The sequence below is a fragment of the Cohaesibacter marisflavi genome (assembly GCF_963665895.2).
Lineage (GTDB): Bacteria > Pseudomonadota > Alphaproteobacteria > Rhizobiales > Cohaesibacteraceae > Cohaesibacter > Cohaesibacter marisflavi.
Genome location: NZ_OY762534.1, coordinates 4,246,672 through 4,262,765 on the forward strand (window position 1 = coordinate 4,246,672; position 16,094 = coordinate 4,262,765).

The 16,094-nt window shown below is 49.5% G+C and carries 15 protein-coding genes and 1 pseudogene; 5 read left to right on the forward strand and 11 right to left on the reverse strand.

Annotated features, from left to right (window positions below; all coding sequences use genetic code 11):
* The first annotated feature begins 97 nt into the window (after positions 1-97).
* Positions 98-991 (forward strand): LysR family transcriptional regulator, encoded by an 894-nt coding sequence (locus ACKPCT_RS19930; protein WP_319567763.1) that lies wholly within the window; start codon positions 98-100, stop codon positions 989-991.
* 101 nt (positions 992-1,092) lie between these two features.
* Positions 1,093-1,461, forward strand: coding sequence for a GFA family protein (locus ACKPCT_RS19935; RefSeq protein WP_319567764.1), 369 nt, complete (start codon positions 1,093-1,095; stop codon positions 1,459-1,461).
* A 229-nt stretch (positions 1,462-1,690) separates the two neighbouring features.
* On the opposite strand, the gene ACKPCT_RS19940 is transcribed toward ACKPCT_RS19935, so the two are convergent.
* From ACKPCT_RS19940 to ACKPCT_RS19950, 3 genes and pseudogenes are all read right to left on the reverse strand, one after another.
* Positions 1,691-2,035 carry an MbcA/ParS/Xre antitoxin family protein gene (locus ACKPCT_RS19940; protein ID WP_319567765.1) on the reverse strand — a complete coding sequence of 115 codons (345 nt, stop codon included), beginning with the start codon at positions 2,033-2,035 and terminating at the stop codon, positions 1,691-1,693.
* A gap of 429 nt (positions 2,036-2,464) precedes the next feature.
* Positions 2,465-2,821, reverse strand: a complete 357-nt coding sequence (locus tag ACKPCT_RS19945) for a hypothetical protein (protein ID WP_319567766.1) — start codon at positions 2,819-2,821, stop codon at positions 2,465-2,467.
* Positions 2,822-3,032: 211 nt separating this feature from the next.
* Positions 3,033-3,650 (reverse strand): annotated as a pseudogene (locus ACKPCT_RS19950) (IS256 family transposase); the annotation flags it as partial.
* Between the two features lie 585 nt (positions 3,651-4,235).
* On the opposite strand from ACKPCT_RS19950, the gene ACKPCT_RS19955 reads away from it, so the two are divergent.
* Positions 4,236-4,988, forward strand: a complete 753-nt coding sequence (locus ACKPCT_RS19955; protein WP_319567767.1) for an IS6 family transposase — start codon at positions 4,236-4,238, stop codon at positions 4,986-4,988.
* A gap of 1,126 nt (positions 4,989-6,114) precedes the next feature.
* Here the strand turns inward: ACKPCT_RS19955 and ACKPCT_RS19960 are convergent.
* The 5 genes from ACKPCT_RS19960 to ACKPCT_RS19980 all read right to left on the reverse strand — a co-directional run bounded on the left by ACKPCT_RS19960 (position 6,115) and on the right by ACKPCT_RS19980 (position 11,907).
* Positions 6,115-7,425, reverse strand: coding sequence for an enolase C-terminal domain-like protein (locus tag ACKPCT_RS19960; protein ID WP_319567768.1), 1,311 nt, complete (start codon positions 7,423-7,425; stop codon positions 6,115-6,117).
* A 90-nt stretch (positions 7,426-7,515) separates the two neighbouring features.
* Positions 7,516-9,111, reverse strand: coding sequence for a TRAP transporter large permease (locus ACKPCT_RS19965; RefSeq protein WP_319514951.1), 1,596 nt, complete (start codon positions 9,109-9,111; stop codon positions 7,516-7,518).
* A 131-nt stretch (positions 9,112-9,242) separates the two neighbouring features.
* Entirely contained in the window at positions 9,243-9,761 is a 519-nt protein-coding gene (locus tag ACKPCT_RS19970; RefSeq protein WP_319567769.1) for a TRAP transporter small permease subunit, read from the reverse strand.
* Positions 9,762-9,866: 105 nt separating this feature from the next.
* Positions 9,867-10,673 (reverse strand): FadR/GntR family transcriptional regulator, encoded by an 807-nt coding sequence (locus ACKPCT_RS19975; RefSeq protein ID WP_319567770.1) that lies wholly within the window; start codon positions 10,671-10,673, stop codon positions 9,867-9,869.
* A gap of 199 nt (positions 10,674-10,872) precedes the next feature.
* On the reverse strand, positions 10,873-11,907 hold the full coding sequence (locus ACKPCT_RS19980) for a TRAP transporter substrate-binding protein (RefSeq protein WP_319567771.1): 1,035 nt from the start codon (positions 11,905-11,907) through the stop codon (positions 10,873-10,875).
* Between the two features lie 285 nt (positions 11,908-12,192).
* On the opposite strand from ACKPCT_RS19980, the gene ACKPCT_RS19985 reads away from it, so the two are divergent.
* Together ACKPCT_RS19985 and ACKPCT_RS19990 are read left to right on the forward strand one after the other, a co-directional pair.
* A protein-coding gene (locus ACKPCT_RS19985) for an IS3 family transposase (RefSeq protein WP_407652442.1) occupies positions 12,193-13,328 on the forward strand; the annotation gives its coding sequence in 2 pieces (ribosomal slippage) (positions 12,193-12,484 and positions 12,484-13,328; 1,137 coding nt in all).
* A gap of 55 nt (positions 13,329-13,383) precedes the next feature.
* On the forward strand, positions 13,384-13,734 hold the full coding sequence (locus ACKPCT_RS19990; RefSeq protein ID WP_407652443.1) for a transposase: 351 nt from the start codon (positions 13,384-13,386) through the stop codon (positions 13,732-13,734).
* Between the two features lie 77 nt (positions 13,735-13,811).
* On the opposite strand, the gene ACKPCT_RS19995 is transcribed toward ACKPCT_RS19990, so the two are convergent.
* From ACKPCT_RS19995 to ACKPCT_RS20005, 3 genes are all read right to left on the reverse strand, one after another.
* Positions 13,812-14,264 (reverse strand): hypothetical protein, encoded by a 453-nt coding sequence (locus ACKPCT_RS19995; RefSeq protein ID WP_319567773.1) that lies wholly within the window; start codon positions 14,262-14,264, stop codon positions 13,812-13,814.
* Between the two features lie 360 nt (positions 14,265-14,624).
* A complete protein-coding gene (locus ACKPCT_RS20000; RefSeq protein WP_319567774.1) occupies positions 14,625-15,377 on the reverse strand; it encodes a hypothetical protein in 753 nt (250 codons plus the stop codon).
* Positions 15,319-16,071: an IS6 family transposase gene (locus tag ACKPCT_RS20005; RefSeq protein WP_319567775.1), complete on the reverse strand. Its 753-nt coding sequence runs from the start codon at positions 16,069-16,071 to the stop codon at positions 15,319-15,321. Before ACKPCT_RS20005 ends, ACKPCT_RS20000 begins: the two co-directional genes overlap by 59 nt.
* Between the last annotated feature and the right edge of the window lie 23 nt (positions 16,072-16,094).

Here is a 16,094-nt window from a genome sequence, read left to right on the forward strand (position 1 = left end):
TGTTTGGGCTTTTTTCTCATTATAAGTACTGGTTTATTGAGAGATTAGGTGGCATAGTTATATTAATTTAATTAAATTTGCTCATGGATGATTTCTTATGCCAAGAGAAAATGTGAATGATCTGCGCGCTTTTGTTGCTGTAGCGAAAGAGCGAAGCTTCACGCGCGCTGCGGCGGGACTTGGCTTAACACAGTCGGCATTGAGCCACACGATCCGGCAACTTGAGGAACGTCTCGGTGTGCGTCTTCTCACTCGCACTACACGAGCCGTAGCACCGACAGAAGCCGGCCAGCGTCTGCTTAACGGCGTAACTCCGCATCTGGAAGCAATTGACGCTGAGATTGAAGCACTTGGTATGTTGCGCGATATGCCTGCGGGCACAGTCCGAATTGTTTCATCAGAATATGGAATAAGCCATGTGCTTTGGCCTAAACTGGCACCTTTCTTGAAAACGCATCCCGACATTAAAGTTGAGATCACGCAGGACAATGGTCTGAACGAAATCGTAACCGAGGGCTATGATGCAGGCGTGCGACGCGGGGAGCATCTAGCCAAAGACATGATCTCCGCTCGAATTGGCCCAGATTTGCGCTATATTGTGGTTGGCTCACCTGCATTGCTGGATGTTTATCCGACTCCATCACATCCTCGTGAGCTGGACCAGATCCCTTGTGTCAACTTTCTGCTTCAGTCAAGCGGTATCCATTTTGCGTGGCAGTTCAAGGAAGAAGAACGTGAACTGCGCGTGCGCGTTGATGGGCAGTTGGCTTTCAATAACGTTTTCGATTGTTTAAAAGCGGCGGAAGCCGGATTTGGACTTTCCTACGTACCGGACGAGATCGCTCAGAAAGGAATTGCGTCCGGAAAGCTCATTCAGGTTTTGGAAACGTTTTGTCCCACTTGGGACGGGTTTCACCTTTACTATCCGAACCGGCGTCAAGCATCGCCCGCGTTCCAGGCCGTCCTGAATGCTCTGCGCTATCGGGGGTAACCTCGTCTAGGGACGAGGATTGCGGTTAGGCGATATTTGAGCTGGTCCTAAGAATTCGGACCAGCTCTCAACACACAATAGGCGGGTGCCTATGTGACGCTGTGAAGTTTCGCATCTCGGGCGACCCCGAGAGATTTTTTCTTTATCACTGCTCACGATGCCGAAAGGATAGCGATTCTACTTATTCGGCAAACTTGTTTTCTTCCTCTTCATCGATCACCTGGCTGTTAGGTCAGGAAAATGTCAAAGTATTTAAGCTTCCAAGAACACGGCACACGAAGTGTTTCTGCACGATATGCGGCTCCGCATTGCCGTTCTATCAAAGCAACGGTGATATACTCGTAGTACCCGTAGGATCACTTGACTCCCCAGTCAGCCTGCGACCAAACGCGCATATTTGCTTTTCGATGCGCGCAAATTGGGACAACGATCTTGCTTCGCTGGAAAAGATCGACGAACTTCCCAGTTGATACTCACATCTTATGACGCAATGGAAATCGAAGGAAGATGCAGAGGAAGCAAATGTCCGCTCATCCGTCGTCTGATGGCTGAGAATGCTGCGCTTCATTCAAATGACAGCAATGGGGAAGCGGGCTTGCCGCGTAGATCGGCTCACGAATGTAACCTTTGGGCCGCATCTTCCATGGGCCGCAATGAGAACTGGTCAGGATCATGCCAATTTGAGCATTCCAGATGCGCTTATGAATAGACACCAGATTGGACCGACCTCAAATAAGCAAGAACTCTGTCAGTTTTGCGCTCCGACACCAAATCAAACGCAGTTTTTCCGGCCCAGCCAGGAATTGGTTGATGTTTAAACCAAAGAGCCGCACGCTGATCTGATCCTGTCATCTCGCTTGCTAGGTTGAGGATGCTCATTAATGGGCGAACTGCTTCATTCAGCTTGCGCAAACCTGATTGCCTATAAAAAGAACGTCGATTAATACCGGTCAACTTAGCCAATTTTGTTTGCGTTATACCAAGGTTCGTTGCAAATGCCCTTGCAGATATAATGTGACTGTTGGGATCGAATTGTGTGGTCATGTTGAGAGAACCTTATCGCTAAGCCGGCCTTTTAGCTGCATTCGAGACAGGCCCATTCTGTGACCATCTTTCGAACAACACAAGTCTCTTGAAGGAAACGGGCTCAAAAGCAAATGTGCGAAAAATATTGTACGTTATCCTCCCGCGGTTGTCATACGTGGAGAAATGTCGGATGTATGGGAGTGCTGCAGCATGTAGACTAGTTGCAGATCGCTTTAGAGGGATGAGAATGAAAAATTGAGCCTGTATGATCTTTCCGATTGATAGTGCACCGCACCAGGCCGCTTCGAGCCCAGATTGACCCATGCTGCAGAGTTTTCCAACGTCCGCAATAGCAAATCACACACCTCCGATTAGCTTTTCAAAACGACGGATGAGTTTTTGTTTAGCCTTACATCTGAAGAAAACACTAGTAATACCGAGATCTTCTTACCAACAATCTCGCAGGTGTTCCGAGATTAAGAACTCATTGCTTTCTTCTCCTAACCACTCCTTGATCACGTCTTGATGCAATTTAAATTCTTCCATGATTATTTTTCGGGCTAGTTGCCACGAAGTATTGTCAAAAATATTCTGATGCATTGCATCCTCAAATGAGGCAATGATGAGAGACATTAACGTTTGTTTTTGATCTTTCGACAAGTCGTGGTCGTTGTAGAACTCCACAAACTCGGCCACTCGGTTGGGATCCGAAAGCTCTATTTCCCAGTCTTGCTCTCTTCCTGTGGCTGAAAGAGCTAGTGCTTGATTTAGATAAGTTTGTGCATCTTGTTTTGAATACCACATTTCATGGCTCCGGATATGATGTTTTTACGCCTTTCCCACCTGGCACCAATCTGATCGACCGAGGAGTGCTATAGGAGCCATTTGGATTAATGATCCTAGCTTTGAAACCTCTAGGTACTGGTACAGAAACAGGGCCATTAGTCAGCCCTTTTAAATTTCGCTGTATAAGCCTCGCAGCCGAGCTATTGTCAATTCTGGTGTTTGAAGCTTTTCAAGCAGCGGCCTTTTGTTGGTTTGACGGCTTGATGCCGTTGACGAAGTCGACGCCTTCAATGACGTCAGCGAGATGAGCGAAGCCACGAAGCTTTCGCCAGTTTTTCTCGGCGCATTGGCCGAGTTTGAACATCATATGCAGCATACCTTCTCTGCTCAGGCTTCCCTTTGTTCGCTTGGTGCGATGGCGGATGGTGGCAAAAGCGCTCTCAATCGGATTTGATGTGCGGATACTCTGCCAATGCTGAGCGGGAAAGTCGAAGAATGTCAGGAGTTCTGAGCGATCCTTGATCAAGCATTCAACTGCCCTGGGGTATTTGGCCTCATAGCTTTCGATGAACAGGTCAAAAGAGAGATTGGCATCCTCACGGGTCTCTGCCTGCCAAATATCATGCAGCATTTTCTTGGCCTTGGGCTGGGATCGCTTGGGCAGATAATTGAGCACGTTTACCGTTTTATGGACCCAACAGCGTTGCTGACGGGTGGATGGAAATATCTCTTCCAGCGCCGCCCAGAATCCCATGGCTCCGTCGCCGATGGCCAATTTCGGTGCCTTGAGGCCATGCTTTTGAAGGCCCAGCAGAACCTCTCGCCAGCTCTGGGTGGATTCGCGTAGCAACGACGATCCAATCAGATGCACCGCCAACTTTCAAATCCTCCAAACACCAGATTCACCTATAGCTCCATCTAAGCTGAGATAGTCATAATATGGTAATCCCCCCATTAAAAATGAGGGGATTACCATATAAGTTAAAATAATACCCCAACACCAATAACTATTGGCCCGTCCAACAATTCGATTGGAGCACCGCTAGTTAGTAATCTTTTAGGAGTAATACTTGAAATAAGAGAGCACTTCAAGATTGAGTATCCTGTATGCTTTTCAGTTTGGGACTCTTCTATAATGATATCAGTATAGTTTTCTGTCCAAAACTCGATCTCTTTCTGCAACCTAAACCCACACTTCATTCCCTCACCGGGTTGCGACGAGCGACCTCCAAGTTCTTTGGGCACCCACATTACTTTGATATTTAAACTATGCATGTTTTCACTTCAAGAATGGCAGATCTTCAGGATAGACGTAAACTCCGGGTCCACGACCATCAATGTTTGGAACGGGCGTGTCGCAAACTTTTGTCGTTAACCCAGCCTTGAGATTTTAACAGCGAGAAGATGCTTCGATTTGTTGAAGGAGCACCGTATGATTCTCAATGCCATTGCCGAAAAGCTTAAACGGAAATCGAGAGATGACTTCAAGGGCAGACAATTTGAGGCATGGCTGATCATTCAGGCGGTGTCCTGGTATCTACGTTACCCGTTGAGCTATCGGGATCTGGAAGAAATGTTCCTTGAGCGCGGCTTTGAAGTTGACCACAGTACAATCAACCGATGGATCCTGGCCTATGCTCCGCTCATCGAGAAACGGTTACGCCGGTTTCGAAAGCCCCACTGCGGATCAATCCGGATTGATGAAACCTATATCAAGGTTCGTGGGGTTTGGAAATATCTGTACAGGGCCATAGACAAGCACGGAAATCCAGTTGATTTCCTGCTTACAGCTAAGAGAGACCTTGGTGCAGCAAAGCGTTTCTTCAGCAAGATGCTCAAGGATGAACCGCTTTTGTCTCCGGGCAAGATCGGCACTGACGGCGCCAACACATTCCCCTCAACGATCAAACAATCGGTCGACAAAGGCTACCTCAGACCAGCCCCTGTCCATTATGTCACCAAGCATTTACAGCAGCGCATAGAAAGCGATCATTTCAGGGTAAAGAAGAATATGCCCAGGATCGGTGGTTTCCGATCCTTCCATACAGCACGGCGAACCATCGCTGGTTTCGAGGCCATGCTGTGGCTCAAGAAGGGCTTTGACTTCGCGGGGCAATGGACCGTTCGTGAACAGAATGATCTCATTGCTCTCCTCTTCGGACTTCAAAAAGTTAACGAAGCATGAAGACGAGGCCGTTTCCGGCACAAACAAGGCCTGCATAAAACTTTGCTACGAGCCCGAGTACCCTCGCTCGGTGATCTGCTTGACTGCTTCAATCTTAAACTCTTCAGTGAATTGGGTATGGGCCATCGTAGTCTCCTTGCCTCATTTTTAGGGGACAAGATGTCTACAATTCTAGGGGCAATTCAATCAGCCGTTGATTCAGGCAGCACTCTCGGTCTCGTTTACAAACAGATTGATGCTCCGTGGCTACATCGTCGTGTTGGCATCATTCGTAAAGCAAGTCGTAGGACTCCCCGGTTGCAGAGCATTTCATTGGGGCGCTGCATGCGGCAGTAGACAGCATGCCAAACAGCCCATTCAGCAGTATTAAAAAGCGGGAGTTTTCTCGGTAAAATCAAATCTATTGAATGGTCGAACTAGGCCGATTCTGTTTTAAAAATGGACTTTGCTTTCTGATGAAGCCCTGTTTTAATTCCTTTGAGAGTAGGGGATTTGGTCTTGATGGGCAGTTCATTCTATTTCCTCTCGTACCATGAAGCAGGATCGGTTACACCTCAAGAGACCAAATGGAACCAGAGACGCATTCCACACCGCAGCAACGGTCCGGAAATTGCGCAAGATGGCATAACTGGTATCAATACCCGACGTAAAGCGGTATCAGAAACCTCTTTACTGCGCGAGATACCTTCTCAAAATCTGCGACTTTTCCGACGGAATCGGTCGTTTTCGAGACCTTGATTCTTCTATAATAGATCGAAGCACCTTCTCACTGAATAAAGCCAAAGCCGGGGTCCCAACAGGATTTTGCAACGATCCACGCGTGTCCGTGACAAAGGTTTCGGTGTACGAATTCTACACCATGAATATGGATACACGATGGTAGCTCTACTGAGCGTCCCAAAATCAAGTCAACGCATCGGCTCGAAGGGCTCTGCTCTTCCCTAGCGTTCCGACGCGTTGACTCCCCAGCTGGGAGGGAGAAATTCCGTATGAGGACATCGGGCTAGCGCTCTTGGTATCGGCTGCAAATAACCAATTAGAGCTTTAGCGCATCTCCAGTTGATCCTTCCCGGTTGGTTAGAAGGATGGAGAGGCTTGCCCCTCCACCCTTTTCTGCCAGATTTGGCTATTTGGCTTCCTCAGCCCATTCGGCCCCGTTCGGGAATTCAAATCGATCCAGCGATTCAGCCCTCATCGTTGCGCCATAGCCGGGCAGCGGGTTGGGATAATAGCGCCCGCGCTTCACGGTCAGAGGTTCCTTGAAATTCTCATGCAGGTGATCGACATATTCGAGCACCCGGTTTTCAAGATTGCCGGTCACTGCGATATAGTCAAACAGTACAATGTTGAGGGAATATTGGCAGAGCCCCACCCCGCCACCATGCGGGCAGACCGGCACGCCGAATTTCGCAGCCATCAACAGAACCGCCAACACCTCATTGACCCCCCCAAGACGGGCAGGATCAAGCTGGCAGAAGTCCATGGCACCAGCCTGGAAGAACTGCTTGAACATCACCCGGTTATGCGCATGCTCGCCGGTTGCGATGCCAATTGGGCTGATGCGATCCTTGATGGCGCGATGTCCCTGAACGTCGTCGGGGCTGGTTGGTTCTTCAATCCAGAGCGGATTGAACTCGGCCAGACGCCGCATATTCTCAACCGCCTGATCGACATCCCAGTTCTGGTTGGCATCCATCATCAGCTGACGATCCCACCCCAGTTCCTCGCGCAGGATCTGGGCACGGCGTACATCCTGCTCGATATCCGCACCGATTTTCTGCTTGAGATGGGTCCAGCCATCAGCCACGGCCTCACGCGCCAAACGGCGCATTTTTTCTTCCGAATAGCCAAGCCAACCAGCAGCCGTGGTATATCCGGGGAAGCCTTTCTCCAGCATTTCCGCTTCACGCGCTGCCTTGCCCGGCTGTGCCTTGCGCAGAAGGCCAATGGCTTCATAAGGGGTCAGAATGTCGGAAATGTAGGTGAAGTCAACGCAGCGCACCAAGTCTTCCGGGCTCATATCGACCAGCATCTTCCAGACCGGTTTGCCCTGAGACTTGGCCCACATGTCCCACAGGGCATTAACGAGCGCAGCGGTTGCCAGATGCACCAGCCCTTTTTCAGGACCAACCCAGCGCAACTGACAGTCGCCAGCCACCAGCTTGTGCCAGAAGGCGCCGAAATCAGCCGTGATGTCCTCAAGATTTTGGCCGATGACGAACATCTCTGCCAGTTCGCGCGCCGCAACAACGCACAGGTCATTGCCGCGACCGATGGTGAATGTCAGGCCATGGCCTTCCAGATCGCCCTCGGTCTGGAGCGTCACATAGGTTGCCGAGTAATCGGAAATCGCATTCATGGCATCAGAGCCATCAAGATTGCGTGACGTTGGGAAGCGGATATCGCGTACAACGACATTTGTAATTTTGGTTGCCATTTTATACCTCATTAGAAAAAGACACACAGACCGCTCGGTTGGCGGATTGTCGGGCCGATGCATTCAGGTCGGCCCAACAGTTTGGCGAATTTAGAGAAAGACCATTGTCAGCTCTGGGAAGAAGAGCACCAGCAGCAACACCAGCACCTGAATTCCGATAAAGGGGATGAAGCCTTTGAAAATGTCGGGCAAGGTGATGTGAGGAGGTGCAACGGATTTGAGAAAGAAGGCGGCCGGACCAAACGGAGGCGACAGGAACGCAACCTGCATCGCAACCGTAAAGACCACGCCAAACCAGATCGGCACGAGGGCTGCGTGATCGACCATCGGGCCAAGAAGCCCCAGCTCAGCACGCGGCAGCTCGACAATGATCGGCAGGAAGACCGGCATAACCAGCAGCACGATGCCAACCCAGTCCATAAAGGCCCCCAGGAACAGGAAGATCACCATCATGATCAGCAGGACACCATAGGTCGGCATGTCCGCACCGATGATCAGATTGGCGATGTAAGTCGGGCCACCGGCCATGGTATAGGCACCCGCCAGAGCGGTAGCGCCCATGGTAATCGACAAAATGGAGCCAGTCGAAACAAAGGTCTGGCTTGCGGCCTGCTTGATCAGCTTGAAGGTCAACTCCCTGCGAACAGCCACAATGATCAGAACGATGATCGAGCCCATGCCAGCGGCTTCGGTAATGCCGGTGATACCCCCATAGATCGACCCAAGAACCACGCCCACGATAATGAAGGGAGCAACGAGTCCTTTTGACATGCGCCATGTTTCGGCGACAATCGTCTGGCCAAAGGCAAAGCGGGTACCCAACCAGCCGATGAGCAACGCCCCAAGGGAAAGCAGATGGTCCTGCATGGAATAGGGCAGATACTCTTCCGGTCGCAAACCGCCAAAGGCATTCTGGATTTCAATGGCCCCGCCATGGACCAGACGTCCGGCACCCCAGACAGCCACCATCCAGCCAAGCAAGGTGAAAAAGCATTTGGTTTTCTCAAGTCCAGCAAGCTGCTCTTCATCCATTTCCGGCAGCGGTGCCAGCGATGGATTGAGACGTGTCCGGATGATGATGTAAATGATGTAGAAACCACCCAGCATGAAGCCCGGGAAGAAGGCTGCCTTGAACAGCGAGTGAATGGACGTCTCCGTAACCAACCCATACATGATCAGAACGATAGACGGGGGGATCATCGTTCCAAGGGTCCCACTGGCGCAAATGGTACCGATGGCGAGGCTCTGGTTATAGCCGAGGCGAAGCATCTGCGGCAGTGCGATGAGACCCAGCAACACCACTTCCCCACCGATAATGCCCGACATGGCTGCCATCACGATCGCCATGATGGACGTGACGATAGCGATCCCGCCTCGGGTTCGCGATAGCCACATATTGAGACTGCTATACATATCCTTGGCGATGCCCGATCGCTCGAGCATGAGCGCCATGAAAATGAAAAGCGGCACGGAAATCAGCGCATAGTTGGTCAGGACTCCATAAATACGCTGGGCCAGAATGTTGAGAGGCCCCATGCCGAAGTGGCTGAAAAGCATGCCAACGCCAAATTTCATTGCCATGACGGCGACGGCGAGCACACCGGATGCAAATGCTAGTGGCATACCGATTGCGAGAAGAAACAACATTCCCATCAGCAATACGGCCGAGATTAATCCCGCGTCCATAGCTCTGGCTCCTTTGATGTGAAGACACAGCTTTCCCGTTGACTACCCTTTGCCCTTTCAAAAAGAACAGTGAGATGTAGCCCGAAGTGGTCTTCAGAATTTAGTGTTAGTGAGTGGGAGAGTGGCGAAAGTCAGCTTTCGCCTTCGCCGTCTTTCCAATCCATGATCAGGTTGGAGATCGCTTGCACCAGCATCAGTACAAAGGCAATCAACAGCAAAGGCTTGAGCGTCGCGGGAATCGGCGGATCCCAAGCGGTTCCGAAGGTTTCCCAGGTAATCAGCTTGCGAACGGCGTCCGTATAGCTGCCCCAGACAAGCGCCATCACATAGATGGCCAGAAGCACCACCGATATGACATCAAACACATGCTGCAGCCAGCGCGGAGAAATATCATAGATCACGGTGATCCTGATGTGAGAGCGCTTGCGCATGGCATAGACACCTGCCAGCAGATAGACCGCTCCGCAAATCCACAGAGACAACTCATTTGCCCATAATGTGGGGCTGACAAATACATAACGCATTGTGACTTCGTAGAAGATCACACAGACAACAACAGGCACGCCCCACATGCTGATGGTTCCCAAAAGGGAAGATAGGTAATCAACCGGCGACCGTTTTTTCTTAACGTCCTTGTGAGAGCTTTCCATCTCACATTCCTCCTGTTTGGTACTGGCAAACCCGAAAGAATCGGGTTGCCAGCCAATGACGGACGGTCGCAGAAACGAAACAAGTTTCGTTTTCAGGTGCTGCGATCACTCCTTTTGCAAGTCTTCCATAGAGCGCAACCGGTTCATGATTGTAAGGACAATGTCATCCTTGTCAGATGCACTTTTTCCTTCCAACCCTTCTTCAAGGAAGGGAACCCCGAAATTCTTGCAATGAAACTGCATGGCTCGGCGAGCGGCTACAGGATCATGCGCTTCAAGCGCCTCCAGAATGACATCATGCTCTTTCTGAATGGCCACGATATTCTCTTTAACACCAAGAATCTGGCGCCGAATACGAGCCCAGTTTGGGAACCGTTCACGAACGCTCCAGATCAGATCCATGATGGATATGAACATGTTGTTTTGCGTTGCCTGAGCTATTCCCAAATGAAAATCCGCATCATAGGTGTCCAACTCCTGGACAGGCAGATCCGGTTCTTTCATCTTCCGCAGAATTTCCCGCAATTCAGCGATCTCTTCCGCAGAAATCGTCAACGCTGCAACAGCAGCAATATCAGCCTCAAACCAGTAGCGTGCCTCGACGAGCTCGGAAAAGCTACAATCGTCGATCAGCCCCAGTCCCTTGGTTGGCAATCGCTGTGCAACAAAGGCCCCATATCCAAACCGAGTTTCCACATACCCCATCATTTCCAGAGATATCATGGCCTCACGAATGGTGGGACGACTGACCTGCAGCAGTTCCACCAATTCCACGTCTGGCGGCATTTTCTGTCCTGGCTCAAGTGCACCCTGACGAATAAGCTCCGCGATCTGGTCAGCCACAACGCGATAACGTGGCAAAGGCGCAGCTGCCGGATTGATCGTCAATTTCTGCTTAAGATCTTTGGACATGTTCCCTCGCCATCATTTCGGTAATTTTCAATCTTGTTCGAGTCAGCATAAACTCCGAACAGTTGGATGAAAATCAATACAATGCTTATTTGTAGACCACAACATTGCAAATTCCGACATGATAGAAACACCGTCAGGCCACGTTGGTTGGCTTCCAACCTGAACTCAGGAAGCCAACCTGAAAGAAAAGAGCTACAGACTACTTCTCCCCACCAAGACCGATGCGCTCCAGGAATTCAATGTGGCTTTTCACAAGCTTGTCGGTTTCCGGGGTCTTCTTGGCCCATTCAAGCCAACGCGCCTTTGCTGCGGCACGGAAGGTTGCGCGATCTTCTGCAGACCAGTTGTGGAGAGTGACCCCTGCTGCTGGAGACTTAGCAGCAGCCTCGCCATTCAGAACAAGCGTCTTCATCATCAGATTCATGGACAGCTTTTGCATGGCCGTCTCAAGAATCAGGCGATGGGCCTCTGGCATGGCATCCCACACATCCTTGTTGCAGGCCAGATGGTCGGCAGACATGGAATGGAAGCCTGGATAGGTTGTTTCCTTGACCACATCATACAACCCCAAACGATAGTTGTTGGTCAGAGTTGATGCGTCAGCGCCATCAATGATCTTGGTTTCAAGCGCCGTAAAGATTTCGTTGAAGTCCATAACGACCGGCTTGGCGCCCAGAGACGCGAAAATTTCGGATTCCATTCCCGGAGGAGAGCGGAACTTGAAGCCTTCCAGGTCTTTCACACCGCGCAGAGGACGGGAAGATACCAGCGATTCCTGCCCACCCATGAACGCGCCAACAAACTGCATGTTGTAGCTGTTATACAGTTCGTTGATGGCCTGCTTGCCACCGCCATAATAAATCCAGGACATGAACTGAAGCGGGTTGTCATAGCCCCCCATAACGTCAGCAACAAACTGGAAGGCCGGGTTCTTGCCTGTCTGGTAGCTGCCATTGGTCATATCACAGCTGGCAACACCGTTGCGCACAGCGTCAAAGGTTTCAGACGATTTGACGAGCGATCCCGAATAGAAAATTTCAACATCAATGTCACCATTGCCCATGGTGCGGACATCATTTTCAAACTGCTTGATCAGTTCGCCGGTTGTGGATTCGGCGGTCGTGGTCGTCGCAATGGTCAAGGACGTTTGCGCAGCCATTGCTGCCCCTCCCAGACAAGCTGCCAAGGCAGTTGCTCCCATCAGGCGCGCTGAAAAGCTCAAAAATTTCTTCATGATAATTATCCTCCAAATTCTCATGAGTTCGGACAAAATCGAACCGACAACAATGTAATATTGATATATTGCCATATTGTCAAACAATTTATCAATACTAGAAATATATGGAAGCGCCGAATTCGTCTGATTTATAGGTAAAATATTGAATATTATAGCCAATATATATTCATCCAGACAAACTGAGAGCATGGACAATGCTGGCCCTGTCGCAAAGTTAGAGCTGGTCCCAGGAATTTGGACCATGTGTTAAGGTGGATCGCCTGAACAGAAAGACGATCCGAAATGACGAAGAGAAAACGCTACTCTGCCGACTTCAAGGCCAAGGTTGCGCTTGAAGCAATCCGCGAAGAATTGACGCTTTCAGAGCTGTCGAAGAAGTATGATGTCCATCCCAACATGATCAGCGCTTGGAAGCGAACTGCGATTGAGAATATGGCGTCAGGCTTTTCAAAGGGCAAGGAAACCGAGCATCAGGGTAATGATGCCGAGATTGCCCGGCTGCATGCCAAGATCGGCCAATTGGTTGTGGAACGAGATTTTTTATCGGAAGCCTCTGTTCTGCTGGGCGTGAATGGAGTCAAAAAGCGGTGAAGCGTGATCATCCCAAGCTCAGCGTCCGTCGGACGTGCACACTTTTGTCTCTGACACGTTCAAGCCTTTACTACCAATCGGTCGGAGAAAGTGCCGAGAATCTGCGGTTCATGGAAATCATCGACAAACAGTTTCTGGAGACGCCTTGGTATGGCTCGCGACAGATGGCCCGTCATATGAAGCGTCATGGACACCAATGCGTCCGACATCGGGTGCGTCGCCTGATGCGCTTGATGAGGCTGGTCCCAATCTATCAGGAGCCCAATACCAGCAAGAAGAACCCGGCGCACAAGATCTGGCCGTATCTTTTGAAGGATCTGTCGATTGAGCAACCCAATCAGGCGTGGTGTGTCGACCTAACCTATATTCCGATGCGGCACGGCTTCCTGTATCTGGTGGCAATTATGGATTGGTACAGCCGGAAGATTCTATCTTGGCGGCTTTCCAACAGTATGGAAGCCAGTTTCTGTGTTGATGCCTTGAAAGAGGCATTGACCAAATATGGGCCACCGGAGATCATGAACTCCGATCAGGGCTCTCAGTTTACCAGTTCCGACTGGATTCAGACGTTGACCGGTGCCGGAGTGAAGGTCTCCATGGACGGACGTGGGCGCTGGGTCGATAACCGGATGATCGAACGGCTCTGGCGATCTATCAAATACGAGTGCATCTATCTCAATGCATTTGAGACGGGATCAGAAGCAAGGGCTGGCATTGGAAAATGGATCTCCTACTATAACGAACTACGCCCCCATTCTTCCCATAGTATTCTGACCCCGAATGAGGCCTACAACACGATGAATGGAACAACAAAACTGGCTGCCTGAACAGATAATCAGATCCACCTTATTCAGGCTAAAATTTGGTCGAAATAGCAGGACCATGTATGACACCCAAGAGAAGGCTGGCGCGGTCGTAGCAGAGCTTCGTGCAAAACGCATGGTCCGAGCCGCAGAATTGATTGAGGAAAGTATCGGGGAGACACTCACCTACTATGCCTTCCCGGATAGTCATTGGCGCAAGATTCGCACCAACAATCCGCTCGAGCGGATCATGAAGGAGATCAGACGCCGCACGCGTGTGGTGGGGGCATTTCCAGACGGGCAGTCATGCCTGAACCTGGCTGCGGCCAGGCTCAGGCATATCGCAGCCAGCAAGTGGTCAACGCGAAAATACATGAACATGGAACCGCTCTTCGCAGAGCAAAATCAATCACAGGGAGCCGTGGCCTGAAAACCAAAGTGCGAAAAATCTTTGACACTACCCAGGAGCTGGCGGATATTCTCTGAATGCACTAAAATCGAAAATGTTCACATTTTTTCTAGAGTAAAAGGAAATATCTCAGATTTAAGATGAGGTTTACGCGTGCAATCTATTACTGAATTTGCAAAATCGACTGCATCTTCAGAGAATGATCTGCATAGATCTTTATCTGATACTCCTTCGAATGGATGCTTGGTTAATGAATGGTTGCGGGCGTACAGAATGTATTCGAGTTCATCATTTCTCATCATGAGAATTTTGTTTTGAATATCTATGACTGCAAATTGTTGTACAAAGCCTGCCCATTCCTGAAATTCACTAGCAAGATGAAAAGAGAATTTTTCTATCTCCACCACAAGCTGGTCATTAATATTCAGCGAAAAGATTAGAAGTTTTGCAGGATGTCTCGAGAACAGGATTTCAAAATGAGCCTCTATGGTTTTTCCATTAATTGAGTACGATTCTTGTGAATAGCTTCCCCCCCAAATTACGTGATTCACATAACCATTCAGAGGACTGATGTAGTAAGGGTAGTTTGGAATTTTAGATTGTTTAATTAGGTCCGAAGGAACCCATCCTGACGAGACAACGACATCCCAACTGGATATACGGCACCCATGCTTAATAAAACAATCGGTGTTCTCAAAGTGGTGTTTCGTCATAGGTCAGTCTGATCAGCCCCATTTGAGTGGTCCGTTTTGAATGTTAGTGCATTACAGGCCTTTGTTCCATCTGAATGATGGTTTCAGGGGCTGGAGGGCGATAGCCCCGGTGAGAAACTTCGTATTGGTACTGCTATGCAGTTTATTTCTGCAATCCTCCGAACCGTTCTGTTTCAAGATAGATGGCTTTGTGCAGGATTACGTCAATCTCAAAACACGAGAAATATATGTTGTTTTCAACATGTCGAGGAAGTCAGGAGAGCAAAGACGAGCCGCTTGTGAAATATTTTTGTTAAAATAATCGGTCCAAAACGAATGATTTTTACCAAATAGTTCACTTTTTTCGATAGGTTCTCTTTTTGAAATAACAATGAACGGAAACTCAGGGCATAGTGTCACCCAAAAATCCTGCCCCTCATCGAAGATAATGAAATGTGTATTCGCACCGCCGTTTTGCGCGAGGCTTGATACAATGTCATAAGAGAAGGTTGGTATTTCTACCGCTATTAAGTGTCTTGGATCACATGAAGCGATGAACTTCTTGGGTCGAAGCGTTTCATTAATTTTACTTTCAATGAGCTCAGAGAGCTTTTGTCCGTTAAATGAAATTTCTTCCTGATCTTCGAATGAGAATGGAATCAAATAGTGTGTTAGATCACCTGAGATCTTAGGGATTGGATCCACAGTGTTCCATACGCAGAGGTGGGTGACGAGTAAGTCAAAAAGTTGATCATGATTCATTTTGTTGGCTTGGTCATTTGAAAGAAACCTCACCCCCTGCTCTTTGAGCCAAGGAACAATGTCAGACGCACCAAAATTACCTCCAAATGGCAGGAAGGGCGCGTCGCAAAGTTTTATGCAGGCCTTGTTTGTGCCGGAAACGGCCTCGTCTTCATGCTTCGTTAACTTTTTGAAGTCCGAAGTGGAGAGCAATGAGATCATTCTGTTCACGAACGGTCCATTGCCCCGCGAAGTCAAAGCCCTTCTTGAGCCACAGCATGGCCTCGAAACCAGCGATGGTTCGCCGTGCTGTATGGAAGGATCGGAAACCACCGATCCTGGGCATATTCTTCTTTACCCTGAAATGATCGCTTTCTATGCGCTGCTGTAAATGCTTGGTGACATAATGGACAGGGGCTGGTCTGAGGTAGCCTTTGTCGACCGATTGTTTGATCGTTGAGGGGAATGTGTTGGCGCCGTCAGTGCCGATCTTGCCCGGAGACAAAAGCGGTTCATCCTTGAGCATCTTGCTGAAGAAACGCTTTGCTGCACCAAGGTCTCTCTTAGCTGTAAGCAGGAAATCAACTGGATTTCCGTGCTTGTCTATGGCCCGGTACAGATATTTCCAAACCCCACGAACCTTGATATAGGTTTCATCAATCCGGATTGATCCGCAGTGGGGCTTTCGAAACCGGCGTAACCGTTTCTCGATGAGCGGAGCATAGGCCAGGATCCATCGGTTGATTGTACTGTGGTCAACTTCAAAGCCGCGCTCAAGGAACATTTCTTCCAGATCCCGATAGCTCAACGGGTAACGTAGATACCAGGACACCGCCTGAATGATCAGCCATGCCTCAAATTGTCTGCCCTTGAAGTCATCTCTCGATTTCCGTTTAAGCTTTTCGGCAATGGAATTGAGAATCATACGGTGCTCCTTCAACAAATCGA